Genomic DNA, 23,434 nt, shown 5'->3' on the forward strand with positions numbered 1-23,434 from the left:
TGTAGGAGCGCCTTCAGGCGCGAATGTTTGTTTTTGCCTTTGCCTTCGGCAAAGAAGGGATTCGCGCCTGAAGGCGCTCCTACAGGGCGGGGTGCGGCTCAGTAGTAGGTCATGACGAGGTGCCTGGCCTCGGCGAAGAACAGCCACCGCTCCACCAGCGCCCCCAGCAGCGAGGCCAGCACCGCCAGCGCCAGCACGGGCGTGGCGAAGTCCTCGAAGCGCCAGGCCAGCCAGCAGCACGCCACCGGCACCAGCGCGAACAGCAGCACGGCGATCGCGCGCAGCTTGCGCGAGTGCTTGCGCGCCAAGACGAAGCCCATCTCGGTGGTGAGGTAATTGGCTTCGGTGTGCGGCCGCTCGAACACGCTCGCCCCGCGCCCGGCCGGCAGGCCGAGGGCCGAGGCGCGCGTCACCGGCGACGGCCGGCGGTCGATCGACCACCAGTAACCGAGCTTGAGCAGCGCCAGCCCCACCGCCAGCACCGACGCCACCGCCAGCAGTTGCGACACCGCCACGCCGCCCGCCAGGCGCTGGCCCAGCAGCATCAGCAGCAGCCCGCACAGCAGCGCGAAGCCCAGGTACACCGGCGGCACCAGCGCATGGCGCCAGGCCGGCACGGGCTTGAGCGAGGCGTAGATCATCGCCGTCGAGAACACCGTCGCCAGCGCCAGCAGCGCCGCCGCGCGGATGGCCCAGCGCGCCTCGTCGGGCAGGCCGGCGCCGGTGGCCTCGCCGCGCAGCGGCGCCGAAAGCCACCAGCACAGCAGCACCACCGGCACGTACACCGCCACCGCCAGCACGCCCTCGCGCGAGAGCCACGAGGTGCGCCACTGGCTGAAGGCGCGCCAGGCGCGCTGCGGCTGGCCGAGATGGCCGAGCGAGCTGAGCAGGCCGGCGGTGAAGAGCAGCGTCGCCGCGCCGATCAGGCCCAGGAACATCAGCGGCGTGCTGCCCATCAGGGCGCCCGGGCGCTCGAAGGCCAGCAGCAGCATGGTCCAGGCCAGCAGCCCGTAGCCGGCGCCGGAAAGGGTGGTGAAGAGCAGGACGGAAAAGGCCGGATGCATGTCAGCGGCTCAGGGCGCGGTCGAGCCAGCGCAGCAGGGGATTGAGTTGCGAGGTGTCCAGTTTCTCGGCGGCGGGCGCGGCGGCTTCATCGGCCGGACCCGCGCGGCGCGGCCGCTGCGGCAGGTAGCGGTTCACCGGCGCGTAGCCCAGCTCGGGCATCAGCGGCACGCCGCCGCGTTCGGCCACCAGCTTCGACACCTCCGAGTCCGGATCGCCGAGGTCGCCGAAGTGCCGCGCCTTGGTCGGGCAGGCCTGCACGCAGGCCGGCTGGCGCTGCGCCTCGGGGATGGTTTCGTTGTAGATGCGGTCCACGCACAGCGTGCATTTTTTCATCACGCCCTCGACCGCGCTGTATTCGCGCGCGCCGTAGGGGCAGGCCCAGCTGCAGAGCTTGCAGCCGATGCACTTGTCCTCGTCCACCAGCACGATGCCGTCCTCCGCGCGCTTGTAGCTCGCGCCCGTGGGGCAGACGGTGACGCAGGCCGGTGTTTCGCAGTGCAGGCAGCTGCGCGGGAAGTGCAGGGTGGTGGCGGGCTGGTCGCCGGCGGCCTCGACCTCATAGCTGTGCACGCGGTTGAACCACACGCCGCTGGGGTCCTTGCCATAGGGCCGCTCGTCGGTGAGCGGCCCGGCGATGCCGCCGGCATTCCACTCCTTGCAGCTCACCGCGCAGGCATGGCAGCCCACGCAGGTGTCGAGGTCGATGACCAGGCCGAGTTTCTTCTTCGAGGGGGCGGGAAGGGCGGTCATGTCAGAAGGGGAAGAACTTCGGGATCAGGTACACGGCGAGGCCCCAGAACAGCAGGTTGAGCGGCATGCCGATCTTCATGAAGTCGGTGAAGCGGTAGTTGCCGGCGTTGTAGACCATGGTGTTGGTCTGGTAGCCCACGGGCGTGGCGAAGCTGGTGGAGGCGGCGAACAGCACCGCCACCAGGAAGGGCGTGGGGCTGACCCCCAGCGACACCGCCGTTGAGAAAGCGATCGGCGTGATCAGCAGCGCGGCCGCATTGTTGCTCATCAGTTCGGTCAGCATCGAGGTGATCAGGTACACGACGGCCAGGACCGCCAGCGGGCCCAGCCCGCCGACCCAGTGCACCGAGAAATCGGCGATGCCCTGCGCCAGCCCGGATTTCTGCATGGCGATGCCCAGCGGCAGCACGCCGGCCAGCAGCACGATCACCCGCCAGTCCACGGCCTGGTAGGCCTGGTCGTTGCCGATGCAGCGCGTGGCCACCAGGGCGATGCCGCCGAGGATGGACGAGGCGACGATCGGTAGCCAACCCAGGGCCGCCACGCCCACGGCGGCCACCATGATGCCCACCGCCAGCAGCGCCTTGCTGCGCGGCGGATTGGCGTCGCCGCGTTCGTTGAGCACCACCAGGTTCTGGTTGGCGCGGAAGGTGTCGACCTCCGGGCGCGGGCACAGCAGCAGGAGCACGTCGCCGACGTTGAGGCTGACGTCGCGGATCTTCTCGCGCAGCACCTCGCCGCGGCGGTGCAGGGCCAGCACGGTGGCGTTGTAGTTCCACTGGAAGTCCAGCTCGCGCAGGCTGCGCCCGACCAGGCGCGCGCCGGGCGCGACCATCACCTCGAGCAGCACCTGCGCAGCGTCGCCGTCCTCGCCGGTGAACTGGCTGTCCTGGAGCTTGAATTCCGGCTCGAGCTCGAGCTTGGCCTCGTCCTTGAGCGCCCTGAGCTTCTCCCAGTCGCCGCGCACCAGCAGCACGTCGCCCTCGCGCAGCTTCTCGGCGCGCGGCGCCCAGTGCTTCTCGGTGCCGCGCAGCAGCTCGAGCACGTACACCGAGTGGCGCTCGGCCAGCTGCGAGGCGGCCACCGAATGGCCGATCAGCGGCGAGTCGGCCATCACCCGCAGCTCGGTGATGTACTTGCCCAGCTCGTAGGTTTCGGTCAGCTGCGACGGCGGGTGGTGCGGCAGCAGCCAGCGCCGGAAGACCATCAGGTAGACGAAGCCCACGCCCATGGTGATCAGGCCCACCGGCGCGAAGTCGAACAGGCCGAAGCCCGGGTGTCCCAGGTCCTTGGCCATCGAATTGACCAGCAGGTTGGTCGAGGTGCCGATCAGCGTGCACACGCCGCCCATTTGCGCCGCGTACGACAGCGGGATCAGCACCTGCGAGGGCGAGCTGCGGTTGGCCGCCGTGGCCGCCAGCACCAGCGGCAGGAACACCGCCACCGCGGCGGTGTTGTTGACGAAGGCCGAGATCGGCCCGACCACCGCCATGATCAGCAGCATGAACAGCCAGGGCCGGCGCACGCGCCCGAACAGGCGGCCGATGGAAAGCAGCGCGCCGGTGTGCGCCAGGCCGGCGCTGAGCACGAACATCGCCGCCACGGTGATCGTGGCCTCGCTCGAAAAGCCCGACAGGGCCTCGGCCGGGTTCACCAGCCCGAGCACCAGCAGGCTGGCCAGCACCAGCATGGCCACCACGTCCACCGGCAGCTTCTCGGTGACGAACAGCGCGACCGCGCCCACGAGCACCAGCAGGGTGAGCAGGGCGTCCATGTCCATCATCCGCGCCTCCGGAAGTCCGCGCCGTAGCGCAGTGGCGTGGCGTCGGCATGGTCGCCCAGCGGCGCGAAGCGCGGCGCCACCTCGTCCACGGTGCCGGCCTTGTGGATGGCCACGCGCAGGTCGAACCAGGCGGCCTGGCCCGTCACCGGGTCGGCGTTGGCGTAGCCGCCGTCGGGCAGCTGGTCGGAGATCAGGTGGTTGAGCAGGAAACCCTTGGTCGCCTCGGGCGCGTCGGCCGACAGGCGCCAGGCGCCGCGGCGCTTGCCGATGGCGTTCCAGGTCCACACGGTGTCGGGCTGCACGTTGCCGGCCAGCCGGCACTGCACGGTGATGCGGCCGTGGTGCGAATCCACGTGCACCCAGTCGTCGTCGGCCAGGCCGTGGCGCGCGGCGGTGTCGGGGTGCAGGTAGAGGTAGTTGCGCGCGGTGATCTGCCGCAGCCAGGCGTTCTGCGAACCCCAGGCGTGGTACATGAAGGGCGGGCGCTGGGTGACGGCGCTCAGCGGATACTGCTTCAGGTCGAGCTGGCTGCCCTCGAAGGGCTCGTACCAGGTCGGCAGCGGGTCGAAGTAGGTGGCCACGCGCCGGCGTTCGGCCTGCGGCGGCTGCACGGGCCCGTGGCCCCGTGCAGCGAGGCGGAATTTCTGCAGCGTCTCCGAATACAGCTGCAGGACCACCGGCTCGGCCTTCGCGATGAAGCCCATCGACTGCGACCACTGCAGGTAGTCGCGGTTGGCCATCTTGAAGTAGCGGCCTTCGGCGGGCACCTCGGCGCTCCAGAAGCCGCCGTTCTCGCGGTAGCGGTCGAGCTGCCGCGGGTTGGGCGGGCCCTTGCCGTGCTGGCTGCCGTCGCCGCGCCAGCCGGCCAGCAGGCCGACGCCGGGCGCGCGTTCGTGGTGGACGATGTAGTCGGCGTAATCGCGGTAACGCGGGCTGCCGTCGTCCTTCAGCAGCGCCGGCAGGCCGAGGCGCGCGCCCAGGTCGAGCAGCACGTCCTGGAAGCCGCGCACGTCGCGGCCCTCGCGCTGGCTGGCGCTGTCGAGCACGGGGTGGCGGATGGCGTCGGCGGCGCGGTCGGCGTCGGAGATCGGGCGGTCGAGCAGCGAGATCGCGTCGAAGCGCTCGAGGTAGGTGGTGTCGGGCAGCACCAGGTCGGCGTAGGCCACCATCTCGCTGGCGTAGGCGTCCGAATAGATGATCTTCGGGATGCGGTACTGGCCCGATTCGTCCTTGTCGGTCAGCCAGCGCATGGTCTCGGCGGTGTTCATCGCCGAGTTCCAGCTCATATTGGCCATGAACAGGAACAGCACGTCCACCGGTTTCGGGTCGGCCGCCCAGGCATTTCGGATGACCGTGTGCAGCATGCCGTGTACGGCCAGCGGGTAGCGCCAGGAATAGGCGTGGTCGAGGCGCCGCGGCTGGCCTTCGGCGTCCACCAGCAGGTCTTCGGGGCCGTGGATGAAGCCCAGCGGCGCGGCGTCGAGCGCGCCGTTGGCCTGGCGCGTCCTGCCCGGCCGGTTGGCCGGCGGCACCGGCCGCGGGAAGGGCGGCTGGTAGCGGAAGCTGCCCGGCGTGTCGACCGCGCCCAGCAGCAACTGCAGCAGGTGCAGGGCGCGGCAGGTGTGGAAGCCGTTGGAATGCGCGCTGATGCCGCGCATGGCGTGGAAGGCCACGCCGCGCCCGACCATGCGCTCGTGGCGCACGCCGTGCACGTCGGTCCAGGGCTGCTCGAGCACCACCGGCTCGTCGAAGGCCGCGGCGGCGATTTCCCGCGCCAGCCGGCGGATGGTGGCGGCGGGCACGCCGCAGCGTTCGGCCACGGCTTCGGGCGCGTACTGCGGATCGAGGTAACGCTGCGCGACGAGGTGGAAGACCGGGCGCGCGCGGCGGCCGTCGGGCAGGGTGTATTCGCCGATGATGGCGGGATGGATGCCTGTCGCATCCGCCGCCGCCGCCCTCCCCGTAGGAGCGCCATCAGGGGGCCGGTTCCAGCACAACGGCCGGCCGTCGGCGTCCCGCGCAAACAGCCCGTCATCGGCGCCGCCCGGGTTGTCGACCACCAGCCAGTGCGCGTTGGTGTAGCGCACCAGGTAATCGAGGTCGATGCGGTCGGCCTTGAGCAGCTCGTGGATGAGCGCGAACACCATCAGCCCGTCGGTGCCCGGCCGGATGCCCACCCACTCGTCGGCGATGGCACCGTAGCCGCTGCGCACCGGGTTCACCGCCACCACCTTGGCGCCGCGCTGCTTGAGCTGGCCCAGGCCGAGCTTGATCGGGTTGGAGTCGTGGTCTTCGGCCACGCCCCAGAGCATCAGGTACCTGGTGTGCTCCCAGTCCGGCTCGCCGAACTCCCAGAAGCTGCCGCCCAGGGTGTACAGGCCGCCGGCGGCCATGTTCACCGAGCAAAAGCCGCCGTGGGCGGCGTAGTTGATGGTGCCGTACTGCTGCGCCCACCAGCCGGTGAGGGCCTGGCTCTGGTCGCGGCCGGTGAAGAAGGCCAGGCGGTCGGGGTCGCGCTCGCGGGCCTCGCGCAGCCAGCCGGCGGCCAGGTCCAGGGCCTCGTCCCAGGAGATTTCCTCGAAGCGGTTCTCGCCGCGCTCGCCCACGCGCTTCATCGGCTTGTCCAGCCGCGCCGGCGAGTAGTGCTGCATGATGCCGGCCGAGCCCTTGGCGCACAGCACGCCGCGGTTGACCGGGTGCGCCGGGTTGCCCTCGATGTAGCGCACCTTGCCTTCGCGCAGGTGCACGTTGATGCCGCAGCGGCAGGCGCACATGTAGCAGGTCGTCTGCCGGACCTGGTCGCCCACGGGCTGCTGCAGATTCAGGTCGGGCTCGCGCATGGCGGTCATTGTGCCAGTGGCGGGGCAGGGGCAGGAACTGCCATCCTAGGTGCCTGCCCGCGTCACCCCCGGAACGACCATGGACCGCTACGAGCGCATCCTCGCCCTGCACCGCAGCCTCAAGACCGCCCGCTACCCGGTGCCGATCCGCAGCCTGATGGAAGAGCTGGGCTGCTCGCGCGCCACGCTCTACCGCGACATCGCCTTCCTGCGCGACGCGCTGGGCGCGCCGATCGAGAGCGAGGGCGAGGGCAGCATCCGCTACGAAACCCGCGAGGCCGAGCGCTTCGAGCTGCCGGGCCTGTGGCTCAATTCCGACGAACTGCACGCGCTGCTCGCCGCGCACCAGCTGCTCGACCGCACCGGCCAGGGCGTGCTCTCGAGCGCGCTGGCGCCGCTCAAGGGCCGCATCGAATCGCTGCTGGCGCAGCAGGCCGGCGGCAAGCGCTGGCCGGTGGAGCGCGTGCGCGTGATCGCCAGCGGCGTGCGCCGCCGCGACGAGCTGGCCTTCCGCCTGGTGGCCAGCGCCGTGCTCGAGCGCCGCCAGCTGGAGTTCGACTACCTGGCGCGCTCGACCAACGAGCGCACCCACCGCAAGGTCTCGCCGCAGCGGCTGACGCACTACAAGGACAACTGGTACCTCGACGCCTGGGACCACGACCGCGAGGCGCTGCGCAGCTTCTCCGTCGACCGCATCCAGCACGCGCGCCTGCTCGACGGCGCCGCGCGCGACCTGCCCGACGAAGAGCTCAACCAGCACCTGGCCGCCAGCTACGGCATCTTCTCCGGCGCGCCCAAGGGCATCGCCACCCTGGTGTTCTCGGCCAAGGCCGCGCGCTGGGTGGCCGACGAGCACTGGCACAGCAAGCAGGAGGGCCGCTTCCTGCCCGACGGCCGCTACGAGCTGAAGCTGCCCTACAGCAACGCCAAGGAGCTGCTGATGGACGTGCTGCGCTACGGCGCCGACGCCGAGGTGCTCAAGCCGCCGGCGCTGCGCGCCCAGGCCCGCACGATGCTGCAGCTGGCGCTGTCGGCGTATGAACGCTGAGGCCAGGCGGTCGGGGTCTTCCAGCGGCAGGCGCGTGGCGCTGGTGCTCGGCGCCGGCGGCGCGCGCGGCATCGCCCACGTGGGCGTGATCGAGGCCATCGAGGCGCGCGGCTACGAGATCGCCGGCATCGCCGGGGCGTCCATGGGTTCGCTGGTCGGCGGCATCTACGCGGCCGGCCGCCTCAAGGAGTACACCGAGTGGGCCTGCGCGCTCGAGCGCGGCGACGTGCTGCGCCTGCTCGACTTCGTCTACGGCTACCCGGGCCTGATCCGCGGCGAGCGGGTGATCGCGGCCCTGCGCGAGCTGGTGGGCGACCACCTGATCGAAGACCTCCCGATCCCCTACACCGCGGTTGCCACCGACCTGGCCAGCCAGCGCGAGGTGTGGCTCACCCGCGGCAAGCTCTTCGACGCCATCCGCGCCTCGATCGCCATCCCGATGGTGTTCACCCCGGCCCAGTTCGAGGGCCGCGAGCTGGTGGACGGCGGCCTGCTGGCGCCGGTGCCGATCGCTGCCACGCGGCAGATGCGCGTGGACCGCGTTATCGCCGTGGACGTCAATGGCCCGGTGCCCTGGGCCAACCCGGGCCTGGAGCCGCGCGCCGAGGAGGCCGAGGCCGGCCACGGCGAGGACGAGAACGGCGAGGGGCCGGACGACGACGCCCCCGAGGGCCTGCGCGAGCGCATGGCCTCGATCTGGGACTCGATCACCGCCTCGGTGGCCTCGGCCCGCGCCGGCAAGAACAAGAGCCGCGGCGTGATGGACCTGATGTCGCGCTCGCTCGACACCATGCAGGCGCACATGGCCCGCGTGCAGCTGGCCCAGGACCCGCCCGACCTGCTGATCCAGCTATCGCGCGAGACCGCCACCTTCTACGAGTTCTGGCGCGCCCGCGAGCTGGTCGACAAGGGCCGCGCCGCCGCCGAAAAAGCCCTCGACGCCGCCGGCCTGTGAACCAGGTTGGATAAAATCAACCTGGTTCGTTTGGTTCATTGAAAGCCGGGTTGGCCGGCTTGTTCGGCCAGCTGGGGCACCTTCGAGATCGTCTCCGGGTCGTAGCCCCAGTCGGCGAAGCGGGCGCGCAGGCGCTGGTAGAGCGCTTCGTCCATGGTCTGCTCGCGGGCAAAGATCCAGGCCAGCTTGCGCTTGGGGTGGCCGATCAGCGCCCAGGAGTAATCGGGCGCCACCTCCATCACCAGCAGGTCGGCCTTCACCAGGCCGCCGTAGAAGGCAATGCGCCACTGAGCGTTGTTGGTGCCGGGCACGACGGTCGCCACGCCGTTCATCGACTTCTCGGGCTTGTCGAAGGCCTTGCGGTAGACGTAGGTGTTGGCGATGCGGCCGTCCTCGCGCAGCGCATAGACGTCGGCCGTGGCGACCTTGCCGCGCTCGGCGAAGTAGGGGACGTTGGCGATCACCCACCAGCGGCCCATGTAGCGCTCGAGGTCGACGCTGGCTTCGGTGCGGAGCGGGGGCATGGCGGTTCCTCCGGTGCTGGCGCAGCCGGCCAGCAGGGCCAGCAGGAGCGCAAGGGCGAACGGGGTGGCGAGGCGGCGCATGGGCGGCTCCCGAGGATGGTGGTGCATAGCCTGCCCGGGGCGCGCTGAAGGTGGCGTCAATCCGGCGTCTCGGTCCCTGAGACACCGGCCCGGCAGGCTGCCTCCACGCCCACCGAGGACACGCCCATGGCCCGCTTCCGCACCGACCCCGAGCCCTCCGTCGACCCCGTCCTGGCCCGCGCGCTCTGGCAGCTCCTGGGCCTGGCCGCGCTGGCCGTCGTCCTGCCGCCGCTGAGCTTCGGCCAGTTCCTGCTCGGCCCCGTCGCCTCCGCCTGGCTGCTGGCGCTGCCGGCCCTGGCCCTGCTCACGCTGCATCGCCGCTTCCTGGCGACGGCGTGGCGTGCGCACCTCGTCCGCGCCACGCCACGCCGCCGCCAGCGTTTTGCCGCGCGGGCGGCGCGTCCGGTCAGTCGCGCACGCCGAGCCGCTTTCGCTCGAGCCGCCTGAGGAACTCGGCCATGATGCGGCGGTACAGGTCCTCGCCCAGGTAGGCGTCCTCGACGCCGGCGTCGATGCTGGGGTTGTCGTTGACCTCGATGATCACCGTGCGGTCCTTCACCACCTTCAGGTCCACGCCATAAAGCCCGTTGCCGATGGCGTTGCTGGCGCGGGTGGCCAGGCGCACCACTTCGGCCGGCGCCTCGCGGATGGGCAGGGTCTTGAAGCCGCCCGAGCGCACCGTGCCCGGTTTGCCGCCGGCCTTGGCGGCGTGGTCGTAGATCTGCCAGTGCCCGCGCGACATGAAGTATTGGCAGGCGTACAGGGGCTCGCCGTCGAGCACGCCGATGCGCCAGTCGAACTCGGTGGGCACGAACTCCTGCGCCAGCAGCAGCGCGGTCTGCTGGAACAGCAGCTCGGCGGCCGACTTCAGCTCTTCGGGCGTGGCCACCTTGTGGATGCCGCGCGAGAAGCTGCCGTCGGGGATCTTCAGCACCAGCGGCAGGCCCAGCAGGTCGGGCAGGGCGGCGAGCTTGCGGGCGTCGTCGCGGAACACGATCTCGGTGCGCGGCGTGGGCAGCTTGCGGCCGCGCAGGCGGTCGTGCAGGTAGATCTTGTTGGTGCAGCGCAGGATCGACTGCGGGTCGTCGATCACCACCATGTCCTCGCGCTCGGCGCGGTGGGCGAAGCGGTAGGTGTGGTTGTCGACCGCGGTGGTCTCGCGGATGAACAGCCCGTCGTACTCGGCCAGCCGCGCGAAGTCGCGCCGGCCGATCGGGTCGACCTCGATGTCGAGTTCCTTGCCCGCCTCGATGAAGGACTTGAGCGCCTTCTTGTTCGACGGCGGCATCGGCTCGTCCGGGTCCTGCAGCATGGCCAGGTCGTAGCGGTACTTGCGGCGCGCGCGTGGCTTGCGCCAGAGCTTCTTGCTGAAGGCGTCGAGCGCGTCGGCGAAGGCGGTTTCCTGGTCGTCGGTCAGCGTGTGCAGGCTGGCCGGCTTGATCGCCGCGATCTGCCACACCCGCTGGCGCTCGAACTCGATGCGCAGCACCGGGCAGGGGAAGGTTTCGAACACCTGCTGGGCCAGGTCCTCGAGCGGCGCGTAGTGGGTGCGGCCGAAGTACACCAGCAGCCCGAAGTCGCTGGCGTCGCGCGAGCCCTCCGGCAGGAACTTGCCCAGGCTCGCGTTGAGGTCCTCGATGTCCAGGCCGTAGAGCGAGCGCCGGCGCAGGTCGTTGATGGTGCGCACGCTGGGGATCACCTTGTGGCCGCGCGCCTCGGCCAGCAGCGACACGTAGTAGCCGGTGCCCATGTACTTGTAGCTGCGGCACAGGTTGATCACCTGGGTGCGTTCACCCTCGGCGCCCACGTCGCCGCGCAGGTAGTCCGCGGCGGCCACCACGTTGTCGGAGGGATAGAAGGCGCCCCAGTCCGAGGGCTTTTCAACGACGATGACGAGGCGGCTCATGGCGGCGGGGCGGGGGCGATGGCGCGCAGCATGAGCCTTCGGCGGCGGCTTGGATAGACTGCCGGCATGCCTGCCGAATCCCGCCTGCGCGACGCCCGCCCCGACGACCTGCCCGCCCTGCTCGCGCTGGAGGCCGGCTTCCCGGGCGACCGGCTCTCGGCCCGCCAGTTCCGCCACCACCTGGCCAACCCGCGGGCCCGGCTGCGGGTGGCCGTGGCCGGCGGCCGGCTGCTGGGCTACCACCTGCTGCTGTTCCGGAAGGGCAGCGCCTGGGCCCGTCTTTATTCGATCGCCGTGGACCCGGCCGCCCGCGGCCAGGGCCTGGGCCGCCGACTGCTGGCCGACGCCGGGCGCCAGGCCCGCGCCGCCGGCCGCACCGGCCTGCGCCTCGAAGTCCGCCAGGACAACCACGCCGCCGCCGCCCTCTACGAAGCCGCCGGCTACCGCCGCACCGCCACGCTGCCGGCCTACTACCAAGACGGCACCAACGGCTGGCGCTACGAGAAAGGGGGTCAGGTTCACTTACCCGGGCGCCGAGCGCCCGGGTAAGTGAACCTGACCCCCTTTCTTGGGGCATGACGAAAGGCCTACGGCGGGTTAACAAGGGGCCGTGCTAGCGTCCGGGGCTTGCACCACACCGGGGAACCACCCAATGCGCCTGACCACCCTCGCCTGGCTCACCGCCGGCGCGCTCACCCTCTCCCTGCCCGCCACGGGCCAGCAGCCGACCATGCACACGCTTCCCGACGACCCCTACCTCTGGCTTGAAGACGTCGAGGGCCAGGAAGCGCTGGACTGGGTGCGTGCGCGCAACGCCGTCTCCAAGGAGGCCCTGGCCGGCGACCCGCGCTTCGAACAGGTGCGCACCAGCCTGCTCGAGATCCTCGACTCCAACGCCCGCATTCCCTACGTGGGCAAGATGGGCGACTACTACTACAACTTCTGGCGCGACCGCGACAATCCGCAGGGCGTCTGGCGCCGCACCACGCTCGAGGAGTACCGCAAGGACCAGCCCCGGTGGGAGGTCCTGCTCGACATCGACGCGCTCGGCAAGGCCGAGGGCGTGAACTGGGTCTGGGCCGGCGCCGAGTGCCTGCGCCCCGAGTACGACCGCTGCCTGATCGACCTCAGCCGCGGCGGCGCCGACGCCACCGTGACCCGCGAGTTCGACGTTTCCGACAAGGCCTTCGTCGAGGGCGGCTTCAGCCGGCCCGAGGCCAAGGGCCAGGTGAACTGGATCGACATCGACACCGTCTACGTGAGCACCGATTTCGGCGACGGTTCGATGACCGACTCGGGCTACCCGCGCATCGCCAAGGAATGGAAGCGCGGTACGCCGCTGACGGCGGCCCGCACGATCTTCGAGGGCCAGGCCAGCGACATCTCGGTCGGCGCCTACCGCGACGACACCCCGGGCTACGAGCGCGACTTCGTCTACCGCGGCCTGACCTTCTACACCAACGAGCTCTACCTGCGCGGCGAGGGCGACAAGCTCACCAAGCTCGAGCTGCCCGACGGTGCCCAGAAGGGCGTGTTCCGCGAGTGGCTGAGCGTCGAGCTGCGCCAGCCCTGGACCGTGGGCGGCAAGGAGCACCCGGCCGGCTCGCTGCTGGCCATCAAGCTCGACGCCTTCCTGGCCGGCGACCGCGACTTCGACGTGCTGTTCGAGCCCACCGCCAACACCTCGCTGGCCAGCTCGGGCGCGACCAAGGACTACTACTTCATCAACGTCCTCGAGGACGTCAAGAACCGCATCTACGTGCTCACCCCGGGCGAGGATGGCTGGAAGAAGGAGCCGCTGGTGGGCGCGCCGCAGTTCGGCACCGTCGGCATCAGCGCGGTGGACGCCGATGAGTCCAACGCCTACTTCATGACGGTGGCCGATTACCTGACCCCGACCTCGCTGCTGATCGGCGAGATCGGCAAGCAGCCCGAGACGCTCAAGCAGCTGCCGGCCTTCTTCGACGCCTCGCCCTACCGCATCGAGCAGCACTTCGCGACCAGCAAGGACGGCACCAAGGTTCCTTACTTCATGGTCTCGCGCAAGGACCTGCGGCTCGACGGCGACAACCCGACCCTGCTCTACGGCTACGGCGGCTTCGAGGTCTCGCTCACCCCGGGTTATTCGGCGGGCGTGGGCAAGGCCTGGCTGTCCGACGGCGGCGTGTACGTGGTGGCCAACATCCGTGGCGGCGGCGAGTACGGCCCGCGCTGGCACCAGGCCGCGCTCAAGGAAAACCGCAACAAGGCCTACGAGGACTTCGCGGCCGTGGCCGAGGACCTGATCGCCCGCAAGGTCACCCAGCCCAGGCGCCTGGGCATCCAGGGCGGCAGCAACGGCGGCCTGCTGATGGGCAACATGACGGTGATGTACCCGGAGCTGTTCGGCGCCGTCGTCTGCCAGGTGCCGCTGCTCGACATGCAGCGCTACCACAAGCTGCTGGCCGGCGCGTCCTGGATGGCCGAGTACGGCGACCCGGACAAGCCGGAGGAGTGGGCCTTCCTGCGCAAGTTCTCGCCGTACCAGAACGTCAGCAAGGACGTGAAGTACCCGCCGGTGCTGTTCACCACCTCCACCCGCGACGACCGCGTCCACCCGGGCCACGCCCGCAAGATGATGGCGCTGATGGAGGCGCAGGGCCACGACGTCACCTACTACGAGAACATCGAGGGTGGCCACGGCGGCGCCGCCAACAACGCCCAGTCGGCCTACATGGGCGCGCTGGCCTACACCTTCCTCAAGCAGAAGCTCTTCGAGGGCAAGTGACCATGAAACTGCGCCTGCTTCCCCTGACCGCGGCCCTGCTGGCCGTTTCCCTCGCCGGCTGCGACCGCCAGGCCCCGGCCGATGCGCCGGCGGCCAGCGCCCAGCCCGCGTCCACCTCGCGCCTGGGCGACCTCGCCGGCGCGCCGGTGGCCGAAAAGCGCCCGTACCAGGTGGTGGCGCCGCACGGCGCCTCGCGCGAGGACGAGTACTACTGGCTGCGCGACGACACCCGCAAGGACGAGGCCGTGCTGGCCTACCTCAACGCCGAGAACGCCTACGCCGACCAGGTGATGGGCCCGCTCAAGGCGACGCAGGACGCGCTCTACGAGGAGCTCGTGGGCCGGGTGAAGCAGGACGACTCGAGCGTGCCCTACTTCGAGGACGGCTACTGGTACTACACGCGCTTCGAGACCGGCAAGGAGTACCCCATCCACGCCCGCCGCGAGGGCACGATGGAGGCGCCCGAGCAGGTGATGTTCGACGTCAACCAGATGGCCGAGGGCAAGAACTTCTTCCAGCTCGGCAGCATCGAGGTCAGCCCCGACGGCCGCCTGGCCGCGTTCGCCTCCGACGAGGTCGGCCGCCGCCAGATGGTCATCCAGGTCAAGGACCTGGCCACCGGCGAGGTGCTGGCCGACCGCATCACCGGCGCGTCGAACAGCCTGATGTGGGGCAACGACAACCGCACGCTCTACTACATCGAGAACGACCCGACCACGCTGCTCACCAAGCGCGTCAAGGCGCACGTGCTGGGCACGCCGGTCGAAGCCGACAGGCTGGTGTACGAAGAGAAGGACGACACCTTCTACATGGGCATGGGCCGCACCCGCTCCGACGAGTACCTGTGCATCGGCGTGAGCAGCACGGTGTCGTCGGAGATGCGCTGCACCGACGCCGACGCGCCGGGCGAGTTCAAGGTGCTGGCGCCGCGCGAGCGCGACTTCGAGTACCAGGCCGACCACCTCAACGGCCGCTGGGTGATCAACACCAACTGGGACGCCACCAACTTCCGCGTCATGAGCCTGGCCGACGGCCAGGCCTGGGGCGACCGCAAGCTCTGGCAGGAGATGATCCCGCACTCGGAGGAGGTGCTGATCTCGGGCGTCACGCTGTTCGACGGCTTCATCGCCGTGTCCGAGCGCAGCGGCGGCCTGCAGCGCATCCGCATCCGCGACTGGGACGGCCAGCGCGACGAGTTCGTCAAGGCCGACGAAAGCGCCTACGCGATGGGCATGTCGGTCAACGCCGAGCCGGGCACCGACTGGCTGCGCTACAGCTACACCTCGCTGACCACGCCGGCGACGACCTACGAGCTCAACACCGCCACCGGCGAGCGCCGCATGCTCAAGGAGCAGCCGGTGCTGGGCGGCTTCGACAAGAACAACTACGTCACCGAGCGCCTGTGGGCCACGGCCCGCGACGGCACGAAGGTGCCGGTGTCGGTGCTCTACCGCAAGGGCTTCGCCAAGGACGGCACGGCCGCGCTGTACCAGTACAGCTACGGCTCCTACGGCTCGAGCTCGGACCCGGGCTTCAACGCCAACGTCATCAGCCTGGTCGATCGCGGCGCGGTGTACGCGGTGGCGCACATCCGCGGCGGCCAGGAGATGGGTCGCCAGTGGTACGACGACGGCAAGCTGCTCAACAAGATCAACACCTTCACCGACTTCATCGACGTCACCGACTTCCTGGTGGCCGAGGGCTACGCGGCCCCGGGCCGCGTGGCGGCGATGGGCGGCAGCGCCGGCGGCCTGCTGATGGGCGCGGTGGCCAACATGGCGCCCGAGAAGTACGCGGCCATGGTGGCGCACGTGCCCTTCGTGGACGTGGTGACGACGATGCTCGACGAGTCGATCCCGCTCACCACCAACGAGTTCGACGAGTGGGGCAACCCGAAGGACCCGGTGTACTACGACTACATGCTGTCGTACTCGCCCTACGACCAGGTCAAGGCCCAGGCCTACCCGCCGCTGCTGGTGACCACGGGCCTGTGGGACAGCCAGGTGCAGTACTTCGAGCCGGCCAAGTGGGTCGCCCGCCTGCGCGCCACCAAGACCGACAACCAGCCGCTGCTGCTGCGCACGAACATGGAAGCCGGCCACGGCGGCAAGTCCGGCCGCTTCCAGCGCTACCGCGAACGCGCCGAAGAATACGCCTTCGTCCTCCACCACCTCGGCCTGCTCTGAAACAAAGAAAGGGGGTCAGGTTCACTTCCCGGAAGTGAACCTGACCCCCTTTCTCGTTCCTCACCAGCCGGCTTGCTGGAGGAGGAGTTCGGTGCGGGGGTCGGCGGGGGTGGCGACCAGGCCGCCCTGCGGGTTGAGCGCGATGTCGAAGCGGGCGCCGTCGATCATCGGCAGGTAGGCGGCGCTGCCCCAGCGGGCGTCGGCGATGGGCAGGCCGGCCAGCCAGCGCTGGCGGAATTCCCAGAAATCCCAGCCTTCGCGCAGGTCGTGCACGCTGCGTTGGGCCGTGCGCTCCTGCGCCGGCTCGGCGTAGCGGCCCGAGAGCCGCTCGAAGCGATAGACCGGCGGCAGGCCCGCCAGCTGGCCGCCCAGGGTCCAGCGGATCACCCGGGCGTCGAGCTGCCACTGGTCGCCGCGCAGTTCCAGCACCCGCGGCGGGTCTTCGCCCAGCACCACCGTGGCCTCGAAGTGCTGGCTGCCCAGCTGGCGCAGGGCGATCGAAGCCACCGGCACGTCGGCCAGCAGCCACTGGTACTGCCGCAGCAGCGCGCCCGTGCCCGCCAGCACCAGGGCCAGGCCCAGCACCAGCGCGCCGAGCAGGCGCCCGGACCAGCCGCGGCGCGGCTGCGGGCGCAGCGTGCGCTTGCGGCGCCGGGGCAACCAGGGCAGCAGCCCCAGCACGGCCAGCACCAGCGCGGCGGTGAACAATCCGCCCGAAAGCGACATCCCGGCCTCCATTCGCTGCAGTCCAGCCCCGGACTATACTCGCCGCATGAAAACCTCTCGCGTGCTGATGCTCCTGCTCGCCCTCGTCCTGGTCGCCGCCTGCGGCAACAAGGGCGACCTGGTGCGCCCGGCCCCGGCCACCGCCACCGCCGCGCCATGAGCCCGGGGCGGGCCCTGCGCTTTTCCAAGATGCACGGCGCAGGCAATGATTTCGTCGTGCTCGACCTGCGCGGCGGCCGCCCCGCGCCCGCGCCCGGGCTGGCGCGCCGGCTCGCCGACCGCCACCAGGGCGTGGGTTGCGACCAGCTGCTGACCATCGAGGACAGCGCCGACCCCGCCTGCCTGGCGCGCTACCGCATCTGGAACGCGGACGGCTCGGCCGCCAACCAGTGCGGCAACGGTGCGCGCTGCGTCGCCGCCTGGCTGCGCCGCGACGGCGCCGCCGCCACGCCGCGCTTCCGGCTCGACAGCCCCGCTGGCCCCGTGCAGGCCGAGGCCCTGGGCGAAGGCCGCTACGCCGTCGGCATGGGCCGCCCGCGCCTGGCGCCGGCGGAAATTCCCTTCCTGGCCGCCGGCGACGCCACCGAGCACCGCCTCGCGCTGGCTGAAGGCGAGGTGGCCTTCGGCGTCGTCTCGATGGGCAACCCGCATGCCGTCGTCGAAGTGGCCGATGTCGCCGCCGCGCCCGTGGCCACGCTCGGCCCGGCGCTGCAGGCCCGGCCTGAGTTCCCCGAAGGCGTGAACGTGGGCTTCGCCCAGGTGCTCGCGCCCGACCGCATCCGCCTGCGCGTGTTCGAGCGCGGCGCCGGCGAAACCCTGGCCTGCGGCAGCGGCGCCTGCGCCGCCGTGGTGGCGCTGGTGCGCCGCGGCCGCCTCGCGCGCCATGCCTTCGTCGAGCTGCCCGGCGGCACGCTCGAAATCACCTGGCCCGCCGACGACGCACCCGTCGTCATGGCCGGCCCCACCGCCTTCGTGTTCGAAGGCGAACTGCTGCTGGAGCAACCCGAATGATGGACGAGAAGAGCGAGCGCCTGGGCGCCCATGAAGTCGCGGCCTTCCTGCGACGCCACCCGAAGTTCCTGGCGCAGTTCCCGGACCTGGCGGTGTCGCTGGTGGTGCCCAAGGAAGAAGGGCAGGCGGCCTCGCTGGCCAGCTACCAGCTCGACGTGCTGCGCGACAAGAACCGCGAGCTCACCCGTCGCCTGAACGAGCTCTACGCCAACGCGCAGGAGAACGAGCGCCTGGCCGTGCGCACGCACCAGTTGAGCCTGGCGCTGATGCGCGCCAACGGCCCCGCCGAAACGCTGCGCACGATGGTGGCGGTGCTGGGCGAGGACTTCCGCGGCGAGCTGGTGCGCGTGGTGCTGTTCGAGGCCGTGCCGGGCCTGGAGGCCGACTGGCTGCAGGTGGTCGCGCAGGGCGACGCCGCGCTGGCGCCCTTCCGCGACTTCATGGCCGCCGGCGAGCCGCTCACCGGCCGCCTCAACCAGGACAAGCTGGCGCTGCTGTTCGGCCCGCGCGCCGCCGAGGCCGCCTCGGCCGTGCTGCTGCCGCTGCCCGGCGTGGGCATGCTGGCGGTGGGCAGTTCCGACGCCAACCGCTTCTTCCCGGGCATGGGCACGCTGTTCCTGCGCCTGATGTCCGAGGCCCTGGTGACCGCGCTGGGCCGCGCGCCGCGCGACTGAGCATGACCGGCGCCGCGCCGCTGCAGCCGGAGGTCGACGCCTTCCTGGCGTGGCTGGCGGTCGAGCGCCGGATGTCGCCGCACACGATTTCGGCCTATCGCCGCGACCTGGCCGACCTGGCCGGCTGGATGCGCGATTCCGGGCTGGAGCAGTGGACGCGCCTGCGCCAGGAAGCGCTGCGCACCTACGTCGCCGGCGCGCACCGGCGCGGGCTGTCGGGCAAGAGCCTGCAGCGTCGCTTGTCGGCCATCCGCAGCTTCTTCGGCTGGCTGGGCCGCGAGCACGGCAGCGAACTCAACCCGGCGCTCGGCCTGCGCGCGCCCAAGGCGCCGCGCAAGCTGCCGCAGGTGCTCGATGCCGACGAGGCCGGGCGCCTGGTCGAGGTGCCCACCGATGCCCCGCTGGGCCTGCGCGACCGGGCCATGCTCGAGCTGTTCTATTCCTCCGGCCTGCGCCTGAGCGAGCTGTGCGGCCTGCGCTGGGGCGCGCTCGACCTGGCCGAGGGCCTGGTGACGGTGGTGGGCAAGGGCGGCAAGACCCGCCTGGTGCCGGTGGGCAGCCACGCCCGCACGGCGCTGGCGGCGTGGCGCGACGAGAGCAAACCTGCTGCGGATTCGCCGGTGTTCCCCGGCCGCAGCGGCGGGCCGATCAGCCCGCGCACGGTGCAGGCGCGGCTGCGCGAGCTGGCCATGCGCCAGGGCCTGTTCAAGCGCGTGCATCCGCACCTGCTGCGGCACAGCTTCGCCAGCCACGTGCTCGAGTCCAGCGGCGACCTGCGCGGTGTGCAGGAACTGCTGGGCCACGCCGACATCGCCACCACCCAGATCTACACCCACCTCGACTTCCAGCACCTGGCCAAGGTGTACGACGCCGCACACCCCCGCGCCCGCCGCAAAAAACCCGCGTGACAAGAAAGGGGGTCAGGTTCACTTATCGGGGATGTGATTCGCGAATTCCCCGGGGAGCGTCTCCCGATAAGTGAACCTGACCCCCTTTCTTGTCACCCCTTGGCTTGTCGCCAGGCCGCCCCCAGAACGGTAGGACGCCCGCAATGGAGTGCCCATGGACCCCCAAACCTTCCACGCCACCACCATCCTGTCGGTCCGCCGCCACGGCAAGGTCGTCGTCGCCGGCGACGGCCAGGTCACGCTGGGCCACACGGTGATGAAGGGCAATGCCCGCAAGGTGCGCAAGCTGGCCGGCGGCAAGGTGATCGCCGGCTTCGCCGGCGCCGCGGCCGATGCCTTCACGCTGCAGGAGCTGTTCGAATCCAAGCTCGAGAAGCACGGCGGCCAGCTCGTGCGCGCCGCCGTCGAGATGGCGCGCGAATGGCGCACCGACCGCCGCTTCGGCAAGCTCGAGGCGCTGCTGGCGGTGGCCGATGCGCAGACCTCGCTGGTCATTTCCGGCACCGGCGACGTGATCGAGCCCGACGACGGCATCATCGCCATCGGCTCCGGCGGCCCCTACGCCCTGGCCGCGGCCCGCGCGCTGATGCAGCACAGCGAACTCGACGCCCGCGCCATCGCCGAGGCAGCGCTCAACGTCGCCGGCGACATCTGCATCTACACCAACCGCAACCTCGTCATCGAGGAACTGTGATGTCCGAACTGACCCCCCGCGAGATCGTCGGCGAACTCGACCGCTACATCATCGGCCAGGCCGGCGCCAAGCGCGCCGTGGCCATCGCGCTGCGCAACCGCTGGCGGCGCATGCAGCTCGATCCTTCGCTGCGCGACGAGGTGATGCCCAAGAACATCCTGATGATCGGCCCCACCGGCGTGGGCAAGACCGAGATCGCGCGCCGCCTGGCGGCGCTGGCGAACGCGCCCTTCGTGAAGGTCGAGGCCACGCGCTTCACCGAGGTGGGCTACGTCGGCAAGGACGTCGAGCAGATCATCCGCGACCTCGCCGACGGCGCGGTGAAGATGTTCCGCGAGCAGGCCAAGCAGCGCGTGCGCACCCTGGCCGAGGAGCGCGCCGAGGACCGCATCCTCGATGCCCTGCTGCCGCGCCGCCGTGGCCCCGGCTTCGCCATCGAGGTCGGCGCCGAGGGCGAGAGCGAAACCCGCAACAAGCTCCGCCGCCAGCTGCGCGCCGGTGATTTCGACGACCGCGAGATCGAGCTCGAGCTGGCGCCGCCGATGGCCGGCGGCATGGACCTGATGACGCCGCCGGGCATGGAGGAGATGGGCGCCCAGCTGCGCCAGATGTTCCAGAGCCTGGGCGGCGGCAAGACGCAGAAGCGCATGCTCGCGGTGAAGGCCGCGCGGCCGCTGCTGCTCGAGGAGGAGGCGGCCAAGCTGGTCAACGAGGAGGAGATCCGCGCCCAGGCCGTGGCGGCCTGCGAGCAGAACGGCATCGTCTTCATCGACGAGATCGACAAGGTGGCGCGCCGCCAGGACGCCGTCGGCGGCGGCGACGTGAGCCGCGAGGGCGTGCAGCGCGACCTGCTGCCGCTGGTCGAGGGCAGCACCGTCAGCACCAAGTACGGCACCATCCGCACCGACCACATCCTGTTCATCGCCTCGGGCGCCTTCCACCTGGCCAAGCCCTCGGACCTGATCCCGGAGCTGCAGGGTCGCTTCCCGATCCGCGTCGAGCTCACCGCGCTCAGCCAGGCCGACTTCAAGCGCATCCTCACCGAGCCGAAGAACGCGCTGGTGCGCCAGTACATGGCGCTGCTGGCCACCGAGGGCGTGAACATCGGCTTCGACGACAGCGCCATCGACCGGCTGGCCGAGATCGCCTTCCTGGTCAACGAGCGCCAGGAGAACATCGGCGCCCGCCGCCTGCACACCGTGCTCGAGAAGCTGCTCGAGAAGCTCAGCTTCGAGGCCCCCGACAAGGGCGGGCTGTCGCTGATGATCGACCGCGCCATGGTCGACGAGCAGCTGGGCGACGCCGTGCAGGACCCGGACCTGAGCCGCTACATCCTCTGACCAAGCTGAACCACGTGAACCAGGTTCATTTTACGGCGCGAAATGCCCCGGAATGCCGGTGTATCCCGGGCCGTAAAATGAACCTGGTTCACTGGCTTGTCAGGTTTTCCGCGCGGCGCCGGTCTGTTGATCCAAGCCCCCTTGGAGCGACCGACCGCCGTGCCCGCCGCCCTCGCCACCGCCACCCCGACGCCGCGCACCGCGCGGCCGCCTGAGTCACGGATCCCCGCCGAGCCCATGGACGCCCCCGCCAGCCCGCGCATCGAGGACGTGCTGGCCGAGCAGGGGCCGATGCTTGCGCGCATCGCCGGCAGCTACGAGGCCGAGCCGGCCCGCCGCGACGACCTGCTGCAGGAAGTCAGCCTCGCCGTGTGGAAGGCCCTGCCGCGCTGGCGCGGCGAATCCTCGCTGCGCACCTTCGTGGCGCGCGTGGCCCACAACCGCGCCATCGACCACCTCGCGCGCGAGCGCAACGCCCGCGGCGAGGAGCTGCACGACGAGCATCCCGACCCCGGCGCCACGCCCGTGCAACACGCCGAGGCGCACCAGCGCCGCGCCGGCCTGGTGGCCGCCGTGCGCCAGCTGCCGCTCGGCCAGCGCCAGGTGGTGGTGCTGGCGCTGGAAGGCTTCGCCCTGCGGGAGATCGGCGAGGCGCTGGGCGTCGAGGAAAACACCGTCGCGCAGCGCCTGAGCCGCGCGCGCCGGCAGCTCAACGAATGGCTGGGAGAGACGGCATGAACGGGCCGATGAAGGAATGGGACGCCCTGGGCTCGGATTGGCGCGAGCAGGCCGTGCCGGCGGTGGACGTCGAGGCGCTGCGCGGAGAGGCCGGCCGCCAGGGCCGCCGACTGCGCTGGACGCTGGTGGCGGAAACGTTCATGGCGCTGCTGGCGATGCTGCTGGTGGGCTGGATCGCCCTGCGCGAGGGCGCCGTGCCGATGGAGCGCTGGCTTTTCGGCGCCCTGGCGCTGTCGATGATTCCCTACCAGGGCTACGTGCTCTGGCGCCGCCGCCACGACTGGAGCGAGGCCGGCCTCGATGCCGAGGCCCTGGTCGAGCTTGAACTGCGCCGCTGCGCCGGCACCGAGCACTACTGGCGCTTCGGCATGTGGTCGGTGCTGGTGCTGTGGGTGGTGATCTTTGCGGTGCTGATGGCCGGCCTGCACGGCGACTGGCCCATCGAGCAGGTGAGCGGCCTGGTGGGCGCCCTGGGCGCCAACGTCGTGGTGATCCCGCTCATCGGCCTTTACGGCCTGGCCCGCTGCCGCGGTGCACGCCAGCGCCGCGAGCGCCTGCTTGCGCTCCGCGGCCAGCTGCGCGGGCCGTAAAATGGCGGCATGAGCCCTCGCCCCACCGACCTCGTCCTGCACCGCGCCTCGCACGTCCTCGAAGTGGCCTTCGAGGACGGCCGGCGCTTCCGGCTGCCCTGCGAATACCTGCGGGTCGAATCGCCCAGCGCCGAAGTGCAGGGCCACGGCCCGGGCCAGAAGGTGCTGGTGGCCGGCAAGCGCGACGTGAACATCCGCGCCATCGACCCGGTGGGCCACTACGCCGTACTGCTGCGCTTCGACGACGGCCACGAAAGCGGCCTGTTCAGCTGGAGCCTGCTGGCCACGCTGGGCGAGGAATACGACACGCGCTGGGCCGCCTACCTCGCCGCCCTCGAAGCCGCCGGCCAAAGCCGGTGAACCAGGTTGATTTTATCCAACCAGGTTCATTTTCGGGCTGGCAAATGAACCTGGTTGGATAAAATCAACCTGGTTCGTGTTGAAGCGACCTGCCTGTCGGGCCTGACGGCCCTCCCCACGGGATTCCTAAAGGAATTCCTGGAACCGCTCGACGGGCCGGCCAATCACCGCCTTCCCGCCCACCTCCAGCACCGGCCGCTCGATCAGCCGCGGGTGCGCCGCCAGCAGCGCCGCCCATTCGGCCGCCGGCCTCTCGTCGGTGGCGGCCAGGCCCAGTTCCCGGGCCTCGTCCTCCTTGAAGCGCACCAGCGCCCGCGGGTCCCCGCCCAGCTTGCCCAGCAGGGCCAGCACGGCCGCCGCCGAGGGCGGCTGCCCCAGGTAGTCCACCACCTCGGCCTGCAGCCCCCGCGCCGCGAGCCAGGCCAGCGCCTCCCGCGACTTGCTGCACCGCGCGTTATGCCAAAGCTTCATGCCGCCACCTCGAAAAT

23 protein-coding genes are annotated in these 23,434 nt (G+C 70.8%); 15 read left to right on the top strand and 8 right to left on the bottom strand.

The genetic code is table 11. The features are described from left to right. Nucleotides 1-98 precede the first annotated feature (98 nt). From ABS41_RS09440 to ABS41_RS09455, 4 genes are read right to left on the bottom strand one after another with little or no spacing between them, the layout of a single operon-like run. Nucleotides 99-1,064 (bottom strand): DmsC/YnfH family molybdoenzyme membrane anchor subunit, encoded by a 966-nt coding sequence (locus ABS41_RS09440; RefSeq protein WP_290593284.1) that lies wholly within the window; start codon nt 1,062-1,064, stop codon nt 99-101. 1 nt (nt 1,065) lies between these two features. After that, nucleotides 1,066-1,815: a 4Fe-4S dicluster domain-containing protein gene (locus ABS41_RS09445; protein ID WP_290593287.1), complete on the bottom strand. Its 750-nt coding sequence runs from the start codon at nt 1,813-1,815 to the stop codon at nt 1,066-1,068. A gap of 1 nt (nt 1,816) precedes the next feature. After that, complete coding sequence (locus ABS41_RS09450; RefSeq protein ID WP_290593289.1) at nt 1,817-3,589, bottom strand: SLC13 family permease; 1,773 nt, start codon at nt 3,587-3,589, stop codon at nt 1,817-1,819. A gap of 5 nt (nt 3,590-3,594) precedes the next feature. After that, nucleotides 3,595-6,438, bottom strand: coding sequence for a molybdopterin oxidoreductase family protein (locus ABS41_RS09455; RefSeq protein ID WP_290593291.1), 2,844 nt, complete (start codon nt 6,436-6,438; stop codon nt 3,595-3,597). Between the two features lie 79 nt (nt 6,439-6,517). Here ABS41_RS09455 and ABS41_RS09460 point away from each other — a divergent pair, with 79 nt between their 5' ends. Further along, the gene (locus ABS41_RS09460) at nt 6,518-7,486 is read left to right on the top strand and encodes a YafY family protein (protein ID WP_290593293.1); all 969 of its coding nucleotides are present in this window, start codon (nt 6,518-6,520) and stop codon (nt 7,484-7,486) included. A 34-nt stretch (nt 7,487-7,520) separates the two neighbouring features. After that, the gene (locus tag ABS41_RS09465; RefSeq protein WP_290593295.1) at nt 7,521-8,441 is read left to right on the top strand and encodes a patatin-like phospholipase family protein; all 921 of its coding nucleotides are present in this window, start codon (nt 7,521-7,523) and stop codon (nt 8,439-8,441) included. Between the two features lie 35 nt (nt 8,442-8,476). Here the strand turns inward: ABS41_RS09465 and ABS41_RS09470 are convergent, their stop codons facing one another. Beyond that, entirely contained in the window at nt 8,477-9,046 is a 570-nt protein-coding gene (locus tag ABS41_RS09470; protein WP_290593297.1) for a lipocalin family protein, read from the bottom strand. A 126-nt stretch (nt 9,047-9,172) separates the two neighbouring features. On the opposite strand from ABS41_RS09470, the gene ABS41_RS09475 reads away from it, so the two are divergent. Further along, nucleotides 9,173-9,493 carry a hypothetical protein gene (locus ABS41_RS09475; protein ID WP_290593298.1) on the top strand — a complete coding sequence of 107 codons (321 nt, stop codon included), beginning with the start codon at nt 9,173-9,175 and terminating at the stop codon, nt 9,491-9,493. Here the strand turns inward: ABS41_RS09475 and ABS41_RS09480 are convergent. Further along, a complete protein-coding gene (locus ABS41_RS09480) occupies nt 9,453-10,952 on the bottom strand; it encodes a RimK family protein (protein ID WP_290593300.1) in 1,500 nt (499 codons plus the stop codon). The genes ABS41_RS09475 and ABS41_RS09480 overlap by 41 nt on opposite strands. Nucleotides 10,953-11,018: 66 nt before the next feature. Between ABS41_RS09480 and ABS41_RS09485 the strand changes: the two genes are divergently transcribed. The 3 genes from ABS41_RS09485 (at nt 11,019) to ABS41_RS09495 (ending at nt 15,905) form a co-directional block, all read left to right on the top strand. Next, a complete protein-coding gene (locus ABS41_RS09485; protein WP_290593302.1) occupies nt 11,019-11,501 on the top strand; it encodes a GNAT family N-acetyltransferase in 483 nt (160 codons plus the stop codon). Nucleotides 11,502-11,604: 103 nt separating this feature from the next. Then, nucleotides 11,605-13,719 carry a prolyl oligopeptidase family serine peptidase gene (locus tag ABS41_RS09490; protein WP_290593304.1) on the top strand — a complete coding sequence of 705 codons (2,115 nt, stop codon included), beginning with the start codon at nt 11,605-11,607 and terminating at the stop codon, nt 13,717-13,719. Nucleotides 13,720-13,721: 2 nt separating this feature from the next. Next, nucleotides 13,722-15,905, top strand: coding sequence for a S9 family peptidase (locus ABS41_RS09495; protein WP_290593306.1), 2,184 nt, complete (start codon nt 13,722-13,724; stop codon nt 15,903-15,905). Nucleotides 15,906-15,965: 60 nt separating this feature from the next. Here ABS41_RS09495 and ABS41_RS09500 read toward each other — a convergent pair whose 3' ends face one another. After that, a complete protein-coding gene (locus tag ABS41_RS09500) occupies nt 15,966-16,631 on the bottom strand; it encodes a hypothetical protein (RefSeq protein ID WP_290593308.1) in 666 nt (221 codons plus the stop codon). A 46-nt stretch (nt 16,632-16,677) separates the two neighbouring features. On the opposite strand from ABS41_RS09500, the gene ABS41_RS09505 reads away from it, so the two are divergent. The 9 genes from ABS41_RS09505 to ABS41_RS09545 all read left to right on the top strand — a co-directional run bounded on the left by ABS41_RS09505 (nt 16,678) and on the right by ABS41_RS09545 (nt 22,946). After that, nucleotides 16,678-16,791, top strand: a complete 114-nt coding sequence (locus ABS41_RS09505; RefSeq protein ID WP_290593310.1) for a lipoprotein — start codon at nt 16,678-16,680, stop codon at nt 16,789-16,791. Next, entirely contained in the window at nt 16,788-17,642 is an 855-nt protein-coding gene (dapF, locus tag ABS41_RS09510; protein ID WP_290593312.1) for a diaminopimelate epimerase, read from the top strand. The genes ABS41_RS09505 and dapF overlap by 4 nt, the downstream gene beginning before the upstream one ends. Beyond that, entirely contained in the window at nt 17,642-18,316 is a 675-nt protein-coding gene (locus ABS41_RS09515; RefSeq protein ID WP_290593339.1) for a DUF484 family protein, read from the top strand. The genes dapF and ABS41_RS09515 overlap by 1 nt, the downstream gene beginning before the upstream one ends. Nucleotides 18,317-18,318: 2 nt before the next feature. Further along, on the top strand, nt 18,319-19,224 hold the full coding sequence (xerC, locus tag ABS41_RS09520) for a tyrosine recombinase XerC (RefSeq protein WP_290593314.1): 906 nt from the start codon (nt 18,319-18,321) through the stop codon (nt 19,222-19,224). A 154-nt stretch (nt 19,225-19,378) separates the two neighbouring features. Further along, entirely contained in the window at nt 19,379-19,918 is a 540-nt protein-coding gene (gene hslV, locus ABS41_RS09525; RefSeq protein ID WP_290593316.1) for an ATP-dependent protease subunit HslV, read from the top strand. After that, nucleotides 19,918-21,258, top strand: a complete 1,341-nt coding sequence (gene hslU, locus ABS41_RS09530) for an ATP-dependent protease ATPase subunit HslU (RefSeq protein ID WP_290593318.1) — start codon at nt 19,918-19,920, stop codon at nt 21,256-21,258. Before hslV ends, hslU begins: the two co-directional genes overlap by 1 nt. A gap of 237 nt (nt 21,259-21,495) precedes the next feature. Next, nucleotides 21,496-21,996, top strand: coding sequence for a sigma-70 family RNA polymerase sigma factor (locus ABS41_RS09535; RefSeq protein WP_290593320.1), 501 nt, complete (start codon nt 21,496-21,498; stop codon nt 21,994-21,996). Next, complete coding sequence (locus ABS41_RS09540) at nt 21,993-22,586, top strand: hypothetical protein (protein WP_290593321.1); 594 nt, start codon at nt 21,993-21,995, stop codon at nt 22,584-22,586. Before ABS41_RS09535 ends, ABS41_RS09540 begins: the two co-directional genes overlap by 4 nt. Before the next feature lie 9 nt (nt 22,587-22,595). Continuing rightward, nucleotides 22,596-22,946 carry a DUF971 domain-containing protein gene (locus ABS41_RS09545; RefSeq protein ID WP_290593323.1) on the top strand — a complete coding sequence of 117 codons (351 nt, stop codon included), beginning with the start codon at nt 22,596-22,598 and terminating at the stop codon, nt 22,944-22,946. A 126-nt stretch (nt 22,947-23,072) separates the two neighbouring features. Here ABS41_RS09545 and ABS41_RS09550 read toward each other — a convergent pair whose 3' ends face one another. Beyond that, complete coding sequence (locus ABS41_RS09550) at nt 23,073-23,417, bottom strand: ArsC/Spx/MgsR family protein (RefSeq protein WP_290593325.1); 345 nt, start codon at nt 23,415-23,417, stop codon at nt 23,073-23,075. Nucleotides 23,418-23,434 lie beyond the last annotated feature (17 nt).

The sequence above is a fragment of the Arenimonas sp. SCN 70-307 genome (assembly GCF_001724815.1).
GTDB lineage: Bacteria > Pseudomonadota > Gammaproteobacteria > Xanthomonadales > Xanthomonadaceae > Arenimonas.

Excerpts from the sequence above, each read along its gene's own strand:
- ABS41_RS09440 (WP_290593284.1), bottom strand. The coding sequence starts at position 1,064 with ATGCATCCGGCCTTTTCCGTCCTGCTCTTCACCACCCTTTCCGGCGCC.
- ABS41_RS09445 (WP_290593287.1), bottom strand. The coding sequence starts at position 1,815 with ATGACCGCCCTTCCCGCCCCCTCGAAGAAGAAACTCGGCCTGGTCATC.
- ABS41_RS09450 (WP_290593289.1), bottom strand. The coding sequence starts at position 3,589 with ATGGACGCCCTGCTCACCCTGCTGGTGCTCGTGGGCGCGGTCGCGCTG.
- ABS41_RS09455 (WP_290593291.1), bottom strand. The coding sequence starts at position 6,438 with ATGCGCGAGCCCGACCTGAATCTGCAGCAGCCCGTGGGCGACCAGGTC.
- ABS41_RS09460 (WP_290593293.1), top strand. The coding sequence starts at position 6,518 with ATGGACCGCTACGAGCGCATCCTCGCCCTGCACCGCAGCCTCAAGACC.
- ABS41_RS09470 (WP_290593297.1), bottom strand. The coding sequence starts at position 9,046 with ATGCGCCGCCTCGCCACCCCGTTCGCCCTTGCGCTCCTGCTGGCCCTG.
- ABS41_RS09475 (WP_290593298.1), top strand. The coding sequence starts at position 9,173 with ATGGCCCGCTTCCGCACCGACCCCGAGCCCTCCGTCGACCCCGTCCTG.
- ABS41_RS09480 (WP_290593300.1), bottom strand. The coding sequence starts at position 10,952 with ATGAGCCGCCTCGTCATCGTCGTTGAAAAGCCCTCGGACTGGGGCGCC.
- ABS41_RS09485 (WP_290593302.1), top strand. The coding sequence starts at position 11,019 with ATGCCTGCCGAATCCCGCCTGCGCGACGCCCGCCCCGACGACCTGCCC.
- ABS41_RS09490 (WP_290593304.1), top strand. The coding sequence starts at position 11,605 with ATGCGCCTGACCACCCTCGCCTGGCTCACCGCCGGCGCGCTCACCCTC.
- ABS41_RS09495 (WP_290593306.1), top strand. The coding sequence starts at position 13,722 with ATGAAACTGCGCCTGCTTCCCCTGACCGCGGCCCTGCTGGCCGTTTCC.
- ABS41_RS09500 (WP_290593308.1), bottom strand. The coding sequence starts at position 16,631 with ATGTCGCTTTCGGGCGGATTGTTCACCGCCGCGCTGGTGCTGGCCGTG.
- ABS41_RS09505 (WP_290593310.1), top strand. The coding sequence starts at position 16,678 with ATGAAAACCTCTCGCGTGCTGATGCTCCTGCTCGCCCTCGTCCTGGTC.
- dapF (WP_290593312.1), top strand. The coding sequence starts at position 16,788 with ATGAGCCCGGGGCGGGCCCTGCGCTTTTCCAAGATGCACGGCGCAGGC.
- ABS41_RS09515 (WP_290593339.1), top strand. The coding sequence starts at position 17,642 with ATGGACGAGAAGAGCGAGCGCCTGGGCGCCCATGAAGTCGCGGCCTTC.
- xerC (WP_290593314.1), top strand. The coding sequence starts at position 18,319 with ATGACCGGCGCCGCGCCGCTGCAGCCGGAGGTCGACGCCTTCCTGGCG.
- hslV (WP_290593316.1), top strand. The coding sequence starts at position 19,379 with ATGGACCCCCAAACCTTCCACGCCACCACCATCCTGTCGGTCCGCCGC.
- hslU (WP_290593318.1), top strand. The coding sequence starts at position 19,918 with ATGTCCGAACTGACCCCCCGCGAGATCGTCGGCGAACTCGACCGCTAC.
- ABS41_RS09535 (WP_290593320.1), top strand. The coding sequence starts at position 21,496 with ATGGACGCCCCCGCCAGCCCGCGCATCGAGGACGTGCTGGCCGAGCAG.
- ABS41_RS09540 (WP_290593321.1), top strand. The coding sequence starts at position 21,993 with ATGAACGGGCCGATGAAGGAATGGGACGCCCTGGGCTCGGATTGGCGC.
- ABS41_RS09545 (WP_290593323.1), top strand. The coding sequence starts at position 22,596 with ATGAGCCCTCGCCCCACCGACCTCGTCCTGCACCGCGCCTCGCACGTC.
- ABS41_RS09550 (WP_290593325.1), bottom strand. The coding sequence starts at position 23,417 with ATGAAGCTTTGGCATAACGCGCGGTGCAGCAAGTCGCGGGAGGCGCTG.